Source organism: Aquimarina sp. AD1 (genome assembly GCF_003443695.1).
GTDB lineage: Bacteria > Bacteroidota > Bacteroidia > Flavobacteriales > Flavobacteriaceae > Aquimarina > Aquimarina latercula.
Window position 1 is genome coordinate 2,768,190 of sequence record NZ_CP031966.1, and the last position, 18,030, is coordinate 2,786,219.

General features: G+C 31.2%; 12 protein-coding genes. 2 read left to right on the forward strand and 10 right to left on the reverse strand.

Features of this window, described 5'->3' with window-relative positions:
• Window positions 1-111 precede the first annotated feature (111 nt).
• From D1815_RS12365 to porU, 3 genes are all read right to left on the reverse strand, one after another.
• Window positions 112-594: a cytidine deaminase gene (locus D1815_RS12365; protein WP_118387289.1), complete on the reverse strand. Its 483-nt coding sequence runs from the start codon at window positions 592-594 to the stop codon at window positions 112-114.
• A gap of 128 nt (window positions 595-722) precedes the next feature.
• Window positions 723-1,883: a type IX secretion system outer membrane channel protein PorV gene (gene porV / locus D1815_RS12370; protein ID WP_027392662.1), complete on the reverse strand. Its 1,161-nt coding sequence runs from the start codon at window positions 1,881-1,883 to the stop codon at window positions 723-725.
• 39 nt (window positions 1,884-1,922) lie between these two features.
• A complete protein-coding gene (gene porU / locus D1815_RS12375) occupies window positions 1,923-5,756 on the reverse strand; it encodes a type IX secretion system sortase PorU (RefSeq protein WP_118387291.1) in 3,834 nt (1,277 codons plus the stop codon).
• Window positions 5,757-5,972: 216 nt separating this feature from the next.
• On the opposite strand from porU, the gene gldJ reads away from it, so the two are divergent.
• Window positions 5,973-7,646: a gliding motility lipoprotein GldJ gene (gene gldJ, locus D1815_RS12380; RefSeq protein ID WP_027392664.1), complete on the forward strand. Its 1,674-nt coding sequence runs from the start codon at window positions 5,973-5,975 to the stop codon at window positions 7,644-7,646.
• 74 nt (window positions 7,647-7,720) lie between these two features.
• Complete coding sequence (murF, locus tag D1815_RS12385) at window positions 7,721-9,001, forward strand: UDP-N-acetylmuramoyl-tripeptide--D-alanyl-D-alanine ligase (protein ID WP_118387293.1); 1,281 nt, start codon at window positions 7,721-7,723, stop codon at window positions 8,999-9,001.
• A gap of 15 nt (window positions 9,002-9,016) precedes the next feature.
• Here murF and D1815_RS12390 read toward each other — a convergent pair whose 3' ends face one another.
• The 7 genes from D1815_RS12390 to D1815_RS12420 form a co-directional block, all read right to left on the reverse strand.
• Complete coding sequence (locus tag D1815_RS12390) at window positions 9,017-10,093, reverse strand: DUF2652 domain-containing protein (RefSeq protein WP_118387295.1); 1,077 nt, start codon at window positions 10,091-10,093, stop codon at window positions 9,017-9,019.
• 138 nt (window positions 10,094-10,231) lie between these two features.
• Window positions 10,232-11,065, reverse strand: coding sequence for a mechanosensitive ion channel family protein (locus D1815_RS12395; protein WP_118387297.1), 834 nt, complete (start codon window positions 11,063-11,065; stop codon window positions 10,232-10,234).
• A gap of 378 nt (window positions 11,066-11,443) precedes the next feature.
• Window positions 11,444-12,160, reverse strand: coding sequence for a 4'-phosphopantetheinyl transferase superfamily protein (locus D1815_RS12400; RefSeq protein WP_118387299.1), 717 nt, complete (start codon window positions 12,158-12,160; stop codon window positions 11,444-11,446).
• Window positions 12,161-12,370: 210 nt separating this feature from the next.
• Window positions 12,371-12,802, reverse strand: a complete 432-nt coding sequence (locus D1815_RS12405) for a hypothetical protein (protein ID WP_027392669.1) — start codon at window positions 12,800-12,802, stop codon at window positions 12,371-12,373.
• Between the two features lie 587 nt (window positions 12,803-13,389).
• Window positions 13,390-13,755 (reverse strand): hypothetical protein, encoded by a 366-nt coding sequence (locus D1815_RS12410; protein WP_027392670.1) that lies wholly within the window; start codon window positions 13,753-13,755, stop codon window positions 13,390-13,392.
• Window positions 13,755-16,112 (reverse strand): penicillin acylase family protein, encoded by a 2,358-nt coding sequence (locus D1815_RS12415; RefSeq protein ID WP_118387301.1) that lies wholly within the window; start codon window positions 16,110-16,112, stop codon window positions 13,755-13,757. Before D1815_RS12415 ends, D1815_RS12410 begins: the two co-directional genes overlap by 1 nt.
• 174 nt (window positions 16,113-16,286) lie before the next feature.
• Window positions 16,287-17,951: a cyclic peptide export ABC transporter gene (locus D1815_RS12420; RefSeq protein WP_027392672.1), complete on the reverse strand. Its 1,665-nt coding sequence runs from the start codon at window positions 17,949-17,951 to the stop codon at window positions 16,287-16,289.
• Window positions 17,952-18,030: the final 79 nt, after the last annotated feature.

The following is an 18,030-nucleotide window of genomic DNA, read 5'->3' on the forward strand; positions in this document are numbered from 1 at the left end:
TCTCTAACAATTACAGAGTTTTTATGCTTATTTTTCAATTAAGCGAAAAACAAAAATAATATATTCATTACTAAGGAGAAAGCAGTTTTTAGATAAAAATCAACGAAAACGTTATAAATACGAATTATCAAAAATAAGTGGTAATAAATTAGCTAAAGAGTAAGATTTAACTACTTTTCCTGTTTCTCCCATAAAATATATCTCAATTGGCTTCTTCTGATTTAATTCATATTCTGCTATAGCTTGTCTACAAGCACCACAAGGAGGAGTAGGTGTAATCAATTGATGTTTTAAAGATTTTGCAGAAAGCGCCATTCTTAAAATTGGAACTCCTGGAAAGTTTGCTCCCGCCGAAAATATCGCTACACGCTCCGCACATAAACCAGATGGATAACAAGCATTTTCTTGATTATTACCCAAAACAACTTCGTCATTTTCTAACAATAAAGCAGCTCCAACTAAAAACTCTGAATATGGAGCATATGCTTTATCTCTAATTTTAAAGGACTGCTGCATCAATTCCTGAACATCCTTAGGCAACTCTTCTAGAGCATCATACACTTGCAATGTCGATTTTATTTCTATTTCTTTCACAATCAAAAATTTACAATAGTATACATACTAGTACTATCTTCTAATAAAGTATTCACAATGTACTACAAACAAAAAAAGTATCAAACATTAAAGCTTGATACTTTTTTAAGGTATGAATATCATTACGATTACCTATCGTAAAAGTCTTCTCCGAAATTAAATGAAAGACCGAATCGAAGCGTTCCTTCTAGCGGACTCTGCACAGAAGATGCATTGAATAAATAAGAAACATCTAAATTTACAATTGTATATTTAAATCCAAGTCCAAGAGATACAAACTTACGCGCTCCTTTTTCTTCTGCTTCATTGAAATACCCACCTCTGAAAGAGAACACATCTTTATATACGTACTCAGCTCCTAAAGACCAGGTAAATTCTTCTAATTCTTCGCTAAAACCACCATCAGCATCTCCCCAAGATGAAAAGATAGCTCCAAATGAACTTATATCTTGATATTCTGCATTATCTTCTGCATCTATATCGCCATCTCCATCAAAATCCTGTGGACTAGGCACTAATAATTTAGCAAACTCTAAAGATGGTGTAATTCTATTGTACTCATCTAATAAGAAGTCAAATCCTGCACCTAACCTAAATGTAGTAGGAATAAAGTTTTCTTGTCCCGCGTCATCATATTTAATTTTAGGACCAATATTAGAAATATTTAATCCAGCTCTCCATCTACCATTAAAAGAGCTATAAGCAATCTCTTCACTACGATAAAAAGCAGCAACATCTACACCAAAACTTCCTGCAGCACTTGCATCGGCTCCCAAACCTTGCAATCTTAAATCAGAACGTAAATATCGTCCTGCAATACCCATAGAAAATGTAGGACTTAATTGTAATGCATATGAAACGTCTAATGTCAATTCATTAGGTTTCTGAACATTAGGCTCATCATTAGGACCTTGTCTAAATTCGATATCTCCTAAGCTGAAATATCTGAAACTTGCAGCAACAGCACTTCTACCATCCTGTCCAAAACGATTGTAATAATTTACACTCCCTAAAAATATATCATCTACTAGATTACTTAAGTAAGGTGTATAATTAATACCTACCCCTTGTTGTTTTGCAACAAATGCATATTTAGCTGGATTCCATTGTTGTGAAAATGCATCCGCTGAAGTTGCAACTCCTTGATCAGCTAAACCTGCTGCTCTTGCATCCGCAGCAATTAGTAAAAATGGTGTAGCAGTAGTTATTGCTCGGTTCTGGTCTTGAGCCTTCAATTTAAAATTTGATAGTGTTAAAAACACAAACCCAAGGATTATGATTTTTCTCATGTGAAAATTGATTTTGACAAATATATAGTTATTTAGTTATTATAATATTACGAGTTTTTCAAATTTCTCAACCCGTTGATTTGTTAACGTTGATTTTACAGATATCTTATACACATATACTCCTTTTCCTAATTTATCCCCAAAATCATCTCTTCCGTTCCATTGAATATCCTCTCTATAACTTGTTTTTCCGGACAATGTTTGATTGTTTGTCCAGATCACTTTTCCGGACACAGTAAACACCTGAATTTGAACCTCTAAAACATCATTAATAGCACTAGAATGCTCAAACCAAAATTCGGTATGACTTACAAATGGGTTTGGATAATTAAGAACATTATTAAGTGTAAAACCCGAAGCATCAGCCACTACAAATTGAATTTCTTGAGTAGAAGAATTATTATAAACATCCCACCCTTTGAATGTAAGCGTATGCAATCCTGGTTCTAAATCTCTAAATTTAAAATTAACGATTCCCTTTGTAAAATCATCTATTTCCGTTTCATAAAAATCATTAAGAATAAATGGATTCGCTTCATCACCATCTAATATAGCAGAAATATCGTGACCGATACCACTCGCAGTATTTATACCATTCTCATCTTGTAATCTAGCAATAAGTATCGGAGAATCATTAGTTACACCACCAGAAACAAAACTTTCATCATTCATAAACAACTGAATTTGAGGACCTACATTATCTTCGGGAGCATTTTCATTAAGACCACCTACTAAAATTGTTTGATCAACTCCTGTTTGATTCTCTAGAACTCCATTTCTAGAAGCATAAAAACTTATTCTTCCAGTATCAACTGGAATACCTATATCTCTGGGCACTATAAACTCGAAAGTAAAAAGACCATTAGTAACAGATGCTTTCCCTCTAAATATAATCTCTCCTAACGTTTCATAATTTAACTTAATAATTTCACCAGCACTATTTCTAACATTATCATTAGCAAGCGTAACTCTATCTACTTCTTTATCATATATTGTAGTAGACAACACTCCATTATAGTCAGACAATAAAGTTCCTGATTCACTTACTACTTCTCCAGATATTTTTATTCTACTTAGTGCCTTAAGAGTATCAACTTCTTGTGTAATAGGAACATCATTAATGTTAGTTAAACGAATATTTGGTTTAGGAATAGCCATTTTCATCGCAGGATCTCCAAAAAAGAAAACTACTCTTCTACTATTGGTAGTATATGAATTTTTTAATTGCCTTACAGCCTCCGCAATAGTCGGGTAATCAGAAGTATCCGGAAACAAAAATCCTGACAATCTATCATTAACCGAAATTCCGAAAGTTACAATTACATCTCTTGTCGTACTAATTAGACCTACTGCCCCACCACCGGTATTCCAATAGGTTAACTCCCCAGCAGAATCTCTACAAGGATTATCAAACTTAGTAAACTCGCAAGTAACCGTAATAAAAACGGGATACTTATTTGTATTTGCTAATTCGCTAGCATCCGATTTATTAAAAATAAATTCTTTTGCCAATCCATCTTCTCCCCCGTGCCCAAAATAATCAATAGCTACAGCTCCTTTTTCTATTGCATTAGAAATAGCTTCATTCACTTTAGGATACCTACTTCCGGATGCTGAAGATTCTTGTTCAAAAGCATCAGCGTATATTTTAGTAAGGTTTAAATAGGGTTTTCTTTGAACCAAATCATCGCCAAGCTCATCTAAATTTCTCTGGATAGTTTCTTCCCAATCAACATCAACATCATCTGCAATTAGTAGTACCGAATTTCTCCATCGTCCAAAGGACTGTTCATTATTATAGTCAATAATTTTAGTGACCATAGCATCTGCCAATTGTGGTGAATCAGCCAATACTCTGCCGACTGCAATATCTAATTGATCACTTGATAACATTTGTCCTTCTGCTGGATCCATAGATCCAAAAAAGTCATCTGTAGCAAAAGAACTTACTAAAGAAAAACTACTCAAACTCTGAAAAGTTGGAACTATATTGCTATCCGCACAATTTTCTCTTAACAATAAACCTTTATAATCAACTGATGCATCTCCAAAAAGACAAAGATATTTTAACCGCTCATTTGCATCAGAAGCATTATCGTATACATATCTCACTAAGTTTCGTATTGCCGCTATATCTTGTTTACCACTTCCAAATTCATGATAGATCTGATCAAGTGTTACTACCTTAACATTATAATTATTTAAAGTTCTATGATGATCAGCTAACCTATTTGCAGATTGTAATAAATCATTATTTGAAACTATTAAATAATCAACATCTTCAAACTGCCCTTGATTATTTAGAAATATAGTTCCTTTTATATCCTGATTATCAACTCTTGCAGTTTGATCTGATAGCGGGTCGTAATAATTTGTTGGCACAATTGCCACATATTGCTTTGTTTCGCCCATTGTGGCTTTAAAACTTAAGGTAGATGATGCATTACCATTAACAATACTACTTATTAATTCGGGGTTCGTTACATCCCATACTTGAGAAATACTAGACGCATTCGAAATATTATATTGTCCAATTCCTGCTAAGGTAGGCGCATCTTTATAGAAGAATGGCATTTGGGAATTAGTACCTATTAGCCCTCTGTTAGCCTCAAGACTTATAAAATCGAGATAACCTATTGCAGAAGGATTACCATTATTATTATAACTTAAACCAACTGTTACTTGATCAGAACCAGAAGTAACATCCTGTGTAATATTCCTCGGAGAACCTAGAGATGTCCCTGAAATTTGCCCAAAACTTAAGATCCCAACCTGTCCACCATTAACAGTTATATTCATACTGGACACAGAAGTAGAAGTAGCTGCTCCATAAACTCTTAACTCAATAGGTTCTGACGAAATTAAATTTGGGAAGTCAAAATTATAATCCCTATTATTTTGGACATCAAAACGATCACCAAACCAACGCCTTCCAACTTTTACTATATTATATTCATCTATTTCATAAAATTGATAATCTGTAAATGAATTAATCTGAATATCTGCTGCAGCAGTAGGTTCATTATAATTAGATACACGTCTACTATTAGAGCCTCCTGATGTTACATAATAATATGACTTATCAGCGTACAAATTTAGATTCGTTATATTTTCCTCACTATATCCTTCTGTATTTTCACCATAGAATAAAATATAATCATCCCCAGAAAAATTACCGTCTTCCCCTCCTACTATTTGTATCGCATTCTCTCTTAAATCAAACTCGGTATTTTCTTCATTTAATAAAGGCAGCATTCTTCCTCCATTACCATATATCTTTATCGTATTTGGATTAACCGAAGAAATATCCATACCTAAGCTACTTAAGAAAGCAGGTGTAACTTTAAAAACTCCCGTTTTATCAACATAAAATCGAAACCAATCTCCTGTTGCTAAAACAGAATTACTTATTGGAGCTCTTTTAGCATTTGCTCGGCTAGTTGTGGTTTGATAAACAATATCAAAAGAAACAACTTTTTTAAAAGCATTGCCATTTTTAACTATAGGTAAAAGACTTATAAAACCGGTTTTCTTATTTCTCGCTTTTATAGATTGAATATCATATGTAAGTTCCTTAGGAATTAAACTAACACTAAGATCTTTTAGATCTGCTCTGGAAATAGTTTTATAAACAACATTTTCAATTCTCGCAGTTCTTGAATTAATTTCTGACGATTCTTCCCAAAATTTGGTATATCTGACTCCAATATCGTCTTGAAATTCAAAATTTTCTTCATCAAACCCCGGAACTGCGAAAGAAGTACTAGAAGTATTCATCTCTACATTTTTCCAGACAATATCAACATGTACTGTCTTCTGCGCCGAAATAAATGCAGAAATAAGTAAAGCGCAAAAAAATATAATTTTCTTCATCATAGCGTATAACGGGTTTAACACAGTTTTAGTGTTTTCCAAATTATGGTTTTTCTTCAAAAATAATAATAAACACCAAAATATTGCGTTAAACCAAAGTCAATCGTAAAAACATAAATTTTTCGCGATTTGATATTATTTTAAAAATATTAGGGTAAATTTAACGTTAATTATTATATTGCAAGCCCTAATTTCTACTTTAACGAACTTAAAATTATGAAAAACGCGTTAGTTTTTAAGTCGCTAATGGCCCTTACCATTAGTATCTTACTGTTCAGCTGTAACAAGACAGATTATGGCAACAGTTCTAGAGCCACTGGCTGGAAATACAACTCCAAGGATGGTGGATTCCAAGTAAACACTAATTATAAAGAACAAGAAACAGGTCCAGGATTAGTTTTTGTTGAAGGTGGAACCTTCACCATGGGACGAGTTCAGGATGATGTGATGCATGACTGGAATAATACTCCGACACAACAACACGTACAGTCCTTTTATATGGATGAGACTGAGGTTACCAATGTTATGTATCTAGAATATCTTGATTGGTTGAAAGGCGTATATCCTCCAACCGAGCCAAAATATAAAAATATTTATCACGGAGCATTGCCAGATACATTGGTTTGGAGAAACCGTCTAGGTTTTAACGAAATGATGACGAATAATTATCTTCGTCACCCAGCATATGCCAATTATCCAGTAGTTGGTGTTAATTGGATTCAAGCTGTTGAGTTCAGTAAATGGAGAACTGACCGTGTGAATGAAAGAATTCTTGAAGAAGAAAGAGTAATTAAAGAAAATGCACCTTTCGAAGATGTTTCTGCAGAAAGTACATTTAACACTGACACCTATTTAAACGCTCCTTCACAAACATATGGAGGAAACGACGAAGCTACAAGAGGTGGAAAAAAATCGGAAGATTACGAAAAAAGAAATGACTCTACAGGTTTATATATCCAACGTAAAGACGGATTACTTTTACCTAAATATAGACTACCAACCGAAGCTGAGTGGGAATATGCTGCTTTAGGTTTAGTTGAACTTAGAAGTTACAACATCTACAGAGGTAGAAAGAAATACCCTTGGGATGGTCAATACACACGTTCTGGAAAAAGAAGAACTCGTGGAGATCAATTAGCTAACTTTAAGCAAGGTGATGGTGACTACGGTGGTATTGCAGGATGGAGTGATGATGGTGCTGATATTACCGCTCCAGTAGCATCTTATGACCCTAATGATTATGGTCTTTATGATATGGCTGGTAACGTTGCAGAATGGGTAGCTGATGTATACAGACCAATTGTAGATGATGAGTATAATGACTTTAACTACTATAGAGGTAACGTTTATACTAAAAACGCAATCAATCCTGACGGAACTGTTAAGATTGTTACTACAGATTCTATTATTTATGACACATTAAGTAATGGTAAAATTGTGGCAAGAGTATTACCAGGAGGTATTTTACAAACTCCTGTTGATGAAAATGAAACATATTTAAGAACTAACTTTACTCAAAGTGACAACCGTAACTTTAGAGATGGTGACAAAAGCTCTTCTAGATACTACGAAGGTTTCCAAGACGAAAACATTCCTAACAGAAGGATGTATAACTCTCCAATCCATAGTGTTGAGCCAAGTGCAGCCGATAGTACAAAACTAGATAGAAGATATGATGAGTCTAGTAAGAGAACTACGATTGTAAGTGAAGAAGTAAGAGTATACAAAGGTGGTTCTTGGAAAGACAGAGCATATTGGTTAGATCCTGCACAGAGAAGATTCTTCCCTCAGGATATGGCAACCGATTATATCGGGTTTAGAAATGCAATGTCACGTGTTGGTGAAAAAGCCAAAAACAAAAAGACACCAAAACATAGAGCACCGAGATAAATTAAAATTTATCAGTTCGTTATAAAATAAAGCCCTGTCAATATGCACAGGGCTTTTTAATACAACTATAATACATGGATATTACAAGGCTACATGAATTATTTTTAAAAAGTGATGGTATTTCTACCGATACTAGGAAAATCAAAAAAAACAGTATATTTTTTGCTTTAAAAGGCGGCAATTTTGATGGTAACACTTATGCCAAACAAGCAATTGATAAGGGTGCGTTATACGCTGTAATTGATGATGAAAAATTTGCCATATCAGATCAATATATACTAGTTAAAGACACGCTTAAAGCGCTACAAAGCCTAGCTACACATCATCGAAAACATCTAAAAATTCCAATTATAGCGCTCACAGGAAGTAATGGAAAAACCACTACTAAAGAGTTAATTAATTGTGTCCTATCTTCTAACTACCAAACAACTGCTACTTTAGGAAATTTAAATAACCATATAGGTGTTCCATTGACCCTATTGTCAATGAACGAAAATACCGAAATTGGAATTGTAGAGATGGGCGCAAATCATCAAAAGGAAATTGAATTCTTATGCAATATTGCTCTACCAGATTTCGGCTATATAACAAACATAGGAAAAGCACATCTGGAAGGATTCGGAAGCTTAGAAGGTGTATTAAAAGGCAAAACTGAGCTTTATCGACATTTAAAAAAATATAATAAAACTGTTTTTTTAAACACAGAAGACACTAAGCTTTCTAAAGCGGCAGAAGGAATCAAAGTATACACATTCTCTCAAAAACAAGAAAGTGATATCACCATACAACTAGATGACGTTGACCCGATGGTTAATGTATTGTGCAAAAATCAAAATATCCACAGTAATTTAATCGGTGCGTATAATTTTACAAATATCTCAGCAGCAATAGCTATTGGTTTTTATTTTAAAATAAATCCTGAAAAAATCAAAACTGCAATTGAATCTTACATTCCATCTAATAATAGATCGCAAATAATTAATAAAGAAGAATTAACTATCATATTAGATGCCTATAACGCCAACCCATCAAGTATGAGTGTCGCTATAGACAATTTCCATAACTTAGATTACAACAACAAAACTGTGTTTCTTGGTGACATGTTTGAACTTGGAGATTCTGCTGCTGCTGAACACGAAAAAATTGCGGAAAAAGCAACTAAAACATCTTTTGACACAATTTATTTAATCGGCAATAACTTTTTCGAAACATCTATAAAGGATGTGCGGGTAAGAAAATATAGATCTTTTGAAACATTAAAAGAAAATGAATCTTTTTCTGATATTAAAGATGCTATTTTAATCAAAGGATCTCGCGGAATGCAACTCGAACGTATTCTCGATATAATTAAATAAAAGAATAACGTTATACTATTTATTATTTACATACACCTCTAGATTATCTAGAGATTCTTTTATTGATTTTCGGAACGATCTCTTCATAACTAAATACAGCATAATTTTTTTAAAAATTGACTTTGCTTCTGGATACAATTCCAAAATCAATTTACAAGAATTTTCAGAAGTAGTAACAAGTGTATAAAACTGATACATCCCATCAATCACGGGAATATCCGTAGTATGCTCTCCGTAAATTAACCTATCAGACTCTACAGATTTCGTTACTGTAGTAAAATTTAATCGTTTACCATCTATAACACACACATGTTCTGTACCTAAACGAGTTACTTCGTCTGGATTGTAAACGAATTCATTAACTCCTTTTACCCAATGATGTCGATAACTATAATTAGTAATGTACTCTAACAATTCTCCTGCAGAAACACTATACTCTTTTTGAATCTCCAATATTGGCGATTTATCAAAATGTACTTCATACGGAGTTTCATATGAAGTAAGCTTTAAATCTTCTTTATCTATCTCTGAGAACAAATATTTAATGTTTTTCTCATCATAAACATCCTCATATTTCGAAAAATTAAAAAGTTGGCTTTTATATTTATTAGAAATCCCAATCACTTTAGACAAGTCTTCACTTAACAAAGCATAATTATTACTAGAAATCGAATTCTTAAGTAATCTATGTGCCTCTATCACTATCTGCCCAAAAGGCTTTCGTTTACCTTGAACCGTTATGAATTGTAATTCTCCAGAATGTGCAATAATTTTTAACTGAAGATCTGGTGCTGTTGCACACGCATTACATGGGCAGATTCTATTTTTTTCTAACACCTTAAGATGACTATAAAAAGACGTAAACATTGTTTCTATCTGCGCCAATAACTTCTCCTGAGAAAGAACCACGCCCTCTTTATAAAAAAAAAGTGCATCTCCTTCAACTTCGGCTAACTTTAAATTTTGAGTATTAGCCTTAATCAAAACCTCTAACAACTCTGCAATCACATGTTGACTGTGCTCTATTTCTGTATTTTGAACAAATTTTGTATATCCAGATATATCTGGTATAAATAATAAAGATTCAGCCATTAAACATAGTTTTATGCTAGTATTTACTAAATCTAACAATTTCCTTCTAAGGCGTAGCGATTTTATAAATTATTTAGGAAAATAAAGTAACACGAAATATCAGGTTTTACAAGGAACTTTAGAAAAATATCTGATTTACTATTGAGATTCTTTAGAATATAAATGCACATCTCTTTGCGGAAATGGTATTGAGATATCATTAGATTCAAGTCTTTTTTTAGCTTCCTCCATAGTATAGAAATGAACAGTCCAAAAATCATCATTAAGTGCCCAAAAACGCAAAGATAAGGTCACAGCACTATCCCCTAGTTCAGAAACAAATATCTCGGGAGCTGGATCTTTAATAACCTTTTCCTGACCATTGACTAAATCCAATAGAATTTCTTTAGCATCTTTGATATTACTATCATAAGAAACCCCTATCTCTATCTTACCTCTTCTTTTATCCTCTGCCGAGTAATTAATTATATTACCGTTAGATATCTTACCATTTGGTATTACTGCCAATTGATTTCCAAAAGTATTTACCTTAGTAGTAAATATGGAAATTTCCTTAACAGTACCCGAAATGCCTTGTGCTTCTATAAAGTCCCCAATCTTAAAAGGTTTAAAGAACAAAATAAGAACTCCACCCGCAAAATTAGACAAAGATCCTTGCAATGCTAGACCAATAGCTAATCCAGCCGCTCCTAATATTGCAACAAGAGAAGAAGTTTGAACACCTAATTGCGTTACCACTAATACTATAAGCAAAATCTTGAGACCTATATTTATCAGATCATATAAGAACTTTTCTAATGTTTCATCATAATCCTTCTTTTGAAAAAATTTACGAAGTGCTTTACTAAAAATATTAATAATCCAAATCCCTACCAGAAATATAATAATTGCCGAAATTAATCCTGGTAAAAAATCCCAAATCCAAGTTACAAATTGCTCCCAATTTTCCTTCGTAAGCCCTAATTTCTCCATTTTATTTTAACGTAATTTATTATTATTCAAAAATAATTGTTCTTTACTAAAGTTTAGCTTATAACTTTCATAACTTTTTTCTCTATTTAACGATTTTTTTTAATTTGAGACATTGCTTAACGTAGAATAATTTTGAACATTTTAGTATAAGATAATGACCTAATCAAGTCAAAATTAAATTTCAAATTTTCACCTAATCTACAAAACCAACTCATTAATAACACTTTAAATTACCTACAAAAAATGATCTTTTCGTCCTTCTTGGATTCAACATTTGATTAAAAAACAATAAATATAAAAATTTTAACTACCATATTACCAAACTCCATCTATCTCCACTTGTTTTTAATCAAATATTATTTTCAATCTAACAAACTGCTAAAATTCTATTTCCTTAATCCTTATTTTATTGCAGATTCCAGATGCTACGGTACAATATTTATTTCCCATTTTATAGCTTTCAATTTGCCATTCATTATTATTATATATTACATATTTATCTTTTATTTTAATGTCTAAAAGCGGGATACCTAAACCTTTTCCGATTGCTTTGGATACAGCTTCTTTAATGGTCCAAAATTCATAAAACTTAGAAGTCCCATCTGCATTTATTCTTAGCATTTCATCGGGATTAAAAACAGTATCGAACATTGTTACGTCAAGATCATTTACCTCCTCAATGTCAACTCCTATACTTTGTTTACTAAAAGCACATACAGCAGTATTTCCGCTATGCGAAATATTAAAATGTATATTGCTATCTTTTATGTATGGTTTCCCATAAGAGTCCTTAAGAAATCTACTGAATTCTAAAGGACTTCCACAGAATAGATAATGACCAAGATACACCAAGAGCTTGCCTAGCAAACAATTATACCTATCTTGCCATCTTCTAAACTTAAACACCTCATTCTGAAATTTTTTTGGTAAAATATTCAGATAGTAATTCCAAATTTCGGGATCAAATTTTTCAGTAAAGGTGTGATATAAAAGATAGGATTCATCTACCTCAATATTTGTTGGAGTATACATGTTCTGGTCACTAAACATTATAGTTTGTGACAAATTTTGCGCACTAATAATATGATTTTCCATATTCTATTATTTTAGTTCACTATTATAGTTCTGGTTTATGCAACCGTTTTTGTTATGAAACAAAGGTATTATTGACAGCTATTAAACATAGCTCTAATATTTAGTTTCATCGAAATACTGTTTTGATATAGCACTAACTGATATCAGAAATTTGTGGAGATTAAACCTGTTTTTATATACAGATTTAGATTCTGATTCTATTTAACTCAGTTAGGAATATTGATTTGGACCGATATATTGGTAATTCCCTTCAATCTTACCGTCTTTTATAAAGTCTCTCTCTTTTTCAATTCTTTTTGTTATCGAAACAAGGTCTTGTAAACTATTGCTATTAATAAGTCCGTTTAGAATTCTCTTTAAAAGTTTTATTACTTTTTTCCGCAACTCAGCTGTGCCGAATTGATCTTTGGATTTTTGCAAACTCAAGTAGAGAAAATTTAAACTCCACATCAAACAGGTTAACCTTGAAGATGTTGACTTATCTAAATCAATGTTTTTTATTTTTATAAAATCACCTTTATCATCAGTCAACACCGAAAATTCTTTTCCTAATATATTTATTACATCCTTATCTATTAGTAAGGTATCTGTTACTTGTCCCTCTAAAAAGTAGTTGGAAGAGAGTTCTAAATTGTTATTCATTATTATTATTTGATTTAGAAACCGGTTTATACTTTTTTTCATTTTTTCACTTGATATATTCGATTTTAAGAATATATCATTATACTCTTATATTAATTTTCTAATTAACCATATACTCTAACCCTTGCTATTCTTTAGTGATTATCTAGTGTTGGTTCACTCAAAAAAGAAAGATTTGACTTTACAAAAAAGTAATTATCATCTTTTCTCCTTTCTTTCAAATTGTATTTATCCATGATTTTATTTTTTGATTCCGCTATTCTATTTTCTTTTTTCATGTTTTTCAGATATTTTTTTAGTTTTAATTATTATTTCTAATAACTATTTTAACAATCAAGTCTTTTATCTTTTTTTGATCACTAAAGCTTTAGGCACCATTTTTAAAATACAGGACTTACAACTAGTTAATGTATTTCATGAAGTTTCGAACCACATGAAATCATCGTTTTATTAATCTTAACATAACTATAATGAAATTAAAAAAATAGAGAAAAGTCGTAAGACAGTACATTATAATTGAATTCAATTTATTTGTATACGAAGTTGATTTTAAGTTTCTTTTAAAGCACTTTACAAAACCATTGCACTTAAAATTCTTTACTTCGCATTTTAAGGAATATTAGATTACTTAATTTATACCCGAAAAAGAATAAAATGGAGATATTTATTGCATTAAAAACTGGAAGAAGAATAACTATTAATATTTCTGAAAACCCTAAATTATTAAGAGCTTCATTTAAATAGTACACCCTTTCTTTAAGCAGGAAAAACACTATTGAAAAAGCTAATATTTCTAAAATGAATACTTTAAAAAAAACTTTATTCCTATCGATTACAAATTGAGCAATAAAACCAATTAAAATAGTACTTATTAGTATCAAATTATAGTTATTAAAAACAAACTGTGGTATCAAAGCTACCACGTATGGCAAGTAATTGAGTGTTTTTTTCATTATTGAAAAGATATTATGTTGTTAATGTTCTTTAATCTATTTGGATTATTTTCGAATTGCGTTTCTTTATACGTTCCTTTTCTCCAGGATTTCAATTGATCTTTATAATGAACAGAATTGACTTTTCCACTTTGTCCTCCAGCAAGAATAGTATATGATTTTACATTTCCCTTTTTCATTGAGTACACAGATCTAAAAACTGGATGAATTTTTTTCGTATTTAAGTTGATTGTATTAATATTACCTCCTACATTATTTATTTCTTGTCCAAATCCAGGAATATGTAGCATATTTTTAATTTTAAAAGAAGAAATGTCCTTGTATGTCTTTTCTTTCCACTTATCTTCAAAATGTAATTTTAAAACAGAATCGCTTTCTCTTAGAATAGTATTCAAAATTTCGTTTTTATTCCTACTTCCCGCAATTACGTATTTATCATCTTTTAAATACTTTAAAAAGTACTTAAATGCAGGTGCTCTATTCACTTTTAACTGTTCTATTGCAAAATTCTTAGCTTCGATTTCTGTTAACAATCTAATTGTCTCATACACCATAGCAGCAGTACTATTTGGTTTCATCTTACCATCCCAAGCTTGTAAAAATGTGACAAGCTCTTTATAATCTTCATCTATTCGATATTTATCTAGAAGTTCTTTAAATTCAATAAAAGAGAAATCCACATCATCTAACTGCATTTTTTGAATACTTTCCAGTTCCCATTGATTATTTTCTTCTAATAAGTTATACATTCGTTTCACTCTATAATCGTCTTTTACACCATGATGGCCGAAATATATTTCACTTTGTATGGGTTGCTGATTTGCTGAAAACAGGAATTTTTCATCTGGATTATAATTATACCAGAGTGTATCAAGATTCTTTTTAGGAATATATTTCAATGATCCATCTATTACTCCCCCTTGATAACCGCTATCTCTTTGCGGTAATTTTCCCGCACATATTATTCCTATATTGTCATTAACATCGCTATAAATGAAGTTTTGAGGCGGATACCCATAATCCTTCAAAGCTCCTTTAAAATCATCCCAATTTTCACCATTCATCATCTTATACATTGCCTCTACTGAATAACTTTTATTAGAAGCATACCAACGCTGGGCATAATACCCTGTTTCTTCTTTTAATACTTTGCCATGAACCGTACTCTTTTCCGTAATTATATGCTTATACCCTCCTTTTAGTTTTATAACATATTCTTTTTCATCAAAAGGAACCCAATTGTTCTCATAATAGTATAAACTATCATTCTTAACTTTCAATTTATACCTATCTACCAAATCCCATTCGCCATTTGTAATACCCCAAGATATTAAATCATTATGTCCACTTACAATGACCGGTACGCCTGGAATAGAAAAACCATAAACGTTTAAACTTTCGGAGATCAGGTGTGTCTCATAGAACGCCTCTGGCAACGATAAAAACAAGTGAGGATCATTTGCTATTAACGTTGTATTCTCTTTAGTTTTATGCTTATTAACCGCCCAGTTATTACTTCCTATTCCTGTATGGAACTTATTAGAATTTATTAAATGATCCCCTAAGTTTATATTTGAACTTTGTCTGATAGTTTGTTTTGATTCGGCTATTTCCTCCTCCAACATATTTAGCTCATTCTTTTTTACATCTTTATTTAATGAAGGTAAAATGGTTTTTAAATCTTTAGGCTGTAAAGGATAAAAATAGTTCTTTACATCCTCCGAAAGTTCGGCAATGACTTCCTGCTGCTCGATATGATGATCAAAATACGTTAAAGACCAACTCATATACCAAGTTGCTAGCAAAGTATATTCAGGTTTCCATTCTCTTGGTTTTTCTCCAATTGCTTTATAAAAAGGGTCTGTATTTTCATTATTATCTAAATACGTATTCACTCCCTTTGAATATGCTAGAAGATATTTATAAAATTCTGGAGATTTTCGTCTATAATCTTCTAATAATTCTTCTGATTTACGTTCAAACTCGTAGGGTTTCCAAAATGTATCCACTTTTAAAGTTTGTTCCGACATTATCTCAGATAATCTTCCTTGTACTGTTCTGGTGATTACTTCCATTTGAAGATATCGATTCTGGGCATGCATATACCCTAAGCCAAACGCAACATCATTCTGAGTAGTTCCATAAATATGAGGAATACCAATACTATCAACATAAATTTTGGGCTTATAATAACCTTTAAGTTTCTGAATTCCATTTTCATCTAGAGGAACTGATAGTAATCCTGTTCTATACGTTAAAAGCTCTCCAACTGAGTTCAATGGCTTAAACTTACTGCTAGTAAAAAATATCCATGCAAGACATATCACTAGTATAAGTGATGTTTTGATTAGTTTCATTTGTAAAAATTAAAAGTTGTTAGGAAATAAGATTGTAAACCAGTTTTGGCTTAGAATAAAAAGATTACGTATAAAGCCTATTAAATAAAAAATCCGTAATTAAAAATTTATTATTTAAAGAAAATACAGGCGTTAAAGCTCTTCCAAGGTTTTAATTTGAATACTAAATTAATTTTAAATTTCTTGAAGAATAGGGTCTAGTTTCGTTTTGTTTATTTCAATTAACCGACCAAACTCCATTTTTAATAAATGATCTGCCAAATTAAAGTATTTATCATCATGCGTAATAGCTATAATTGTTTTGTCTTGTATTTTTGAGAGTTCTGGAATAATTTCAGTATAAAACTTGTGTCTAAAATGCGGATCCTGATCTGCAGCCCATTCATCAAGCACAATAATTGGTCGATCTTCTAATAATGAGCTAATCAATGCTAAACGTTTACGCTGACCTGTAGACAAATCAATTGTAGAAAATTTTCCATCTATTAAACTGACTTTATCTTCTAATTCAAACATCTTAAGATAATAGCAAACTTTCTTCTCCTCTACATTATTAATCCCATAAAATTCATCAAATAAATAAAAGTCACTGAAAATGGGGGAGAACATTTCTTTAATTTCTTCTATCCTTTCTAAAGGAATCAATTCATTATCTATATAGGCTCTTCCTTCATCTATATCATACAATTTTAAGATGGTATTAATAAATGTAGTTTTACCAGCTCCATTTCCTCCCTGAATAAATACAACATCATTTCTTTTTATATTTAAACTAATAGGGCCAACTGAAAATTTATTTTCTCCATAGGAAAAAGAGTAATCTTTAAGTTCTAATTTATTAAAATTGCGATATTTTATTTTGTCTTCTTCTTTAATTTGGTAATCAAACTTTACATTTTGTAGTTCCTTTTTTAGTTTATTCATTTTTTGTAATGAAATCCGTGCCCTAGTTATAGATGGCATAACCGTCATTACAGTAACTAAAGGGCCTAAGAGGTATAACAAAACTAATACAAAACTAATTGTTACATCTAATGTTACATTTAACATATTATTCGCGTACAAAAGGATAAATGTAATTAGGCCATAAAATAATAACTGACTTATAATTTCGCTATTCAAATATTGTATAAAGGCTTTTACATATGTCTTTTTTCCTGTATTCATTAATTTAACAAGCTTTCCTTTGTAGATATCATTGCCTTTATCTTTATTGATATTTATTTCTTTGGAACCATTTAATATACTATTAAATACATTTATAAAACCTCGTTCTAACTCTCGAACTGTTTTTAATTGTAAGTTACTTTTCTTAGATCTAATCATATACACAAAAATTCCAATTAAAATAACTCCAAGACTTAAACCAAATAGGCTTAATGATAAATATGCCATGTAAACTAAACAAGAAATAATCAACACAACAGATGAGAAAAATGTTATTACTATTACAGAAGCGTTTGTTATATTATTTACATCTGTTGTTAATGTAGAATATACTTCATCTTTATATTGCTGTAATTTTAAGTAAGGAGCTTTAAGAACTAATTTAATTATATCCTGTCTTGTCTGCCAAAAAATTTTTTGTGACAAATTAATAACACCTGCAGATAGTAACCTTCTTGTTACAAAAAAAACAACTATTGCTGCCAAAAACATATACTCATAGTTATTATTTTTTACTAAGCCTTCATTTAAGGAATCGCTAATTACTTTATTAATAATTGTTATAAAAGCGAAGCCTGATAAACCAGATACTATAGCTAAAAGAGAATAACCTACAATAAACCTTATAGGTACCAATCTTCTATTATTACTTTTTAAATTTTTATTTTTCATCTTTAACATAATTCTGTTATTTATCCAGTTAAATGATTATTATATCGTTGTAAGCAGGTTACACCTAATTCTCTTGTAA

Coding starts and splice junctions, on each gene's coding strand:
- D1815_RS12400 (WP_118387299.1), bottom strand. CDS start 12,160: ATGGAAAATCATATTATTAGTGCGCAAAATTTGTCACAAACTATAATG.
- gldJ (WP_027392664.1), top strand. CDS start 5,973: ATGAAAAACGCGTTAGTTTTTAAGTCGCTAATGGCCCTTACCATTAGT.
- D1815_RS12420 (WP_027392672.1), bottom strand. CDS start 17,951: ATGAAAAATAAAAATTTAAAAAGTAATAATAGAAGATTGGTACCTATA.
- D1815_RS12390 (WP_118387295.1), bottom strand. CDS start 10,093: ATGGCTGAATCTTTATTATTTATACCAGATATATCTGGATATACAAAA.
- D1815_RS12405 (WP_027392669.1), bottom strand. CDS start 12,802: ATGAATAACAATTTAGAACTCTCTTCCAACTACTTTTTAGAGGGACAA.
- D1815_RS12415 (WP_118387301.1), bottom strand. CDS start 16,112: ATGAAACTAATCAAAACATCACTTATACTAGTGATATGTCTTGCATGG.
- murF (WP_118387293.1), top strand. CDS start 7,721: ATGGATATTACAAGGCTACATGAATTATTTTTAAAAAGTGATGGTATT.
- porV (WP_027392662.1), bottom strand. CDS start 1,883: ATGAGAAAAATCATAATCCTTGGGTTTGTGTTTTTAACACTATCAAAT.
- porU (WP_118387291.1), bottom strand. CDS start 5,756: ATGAAGAAAATTATATTTTTTTGCGCTTTACTTATTTCTGCATTTATT.
- D1815_RS12410 (WP_027392670.1), bottom strand. CDS start 13,755: ATGAAAAAAACACTCAATTACTTGCCATACGTGGTAGCTTTGATACCA.
- D1815_RS12395 (WP_118387297.1), bottom strand. CDS start 11,065: ATGGAGAAATTAGGGCTTACGAAGGAAAATTGGGAGCAATTTGTAACT.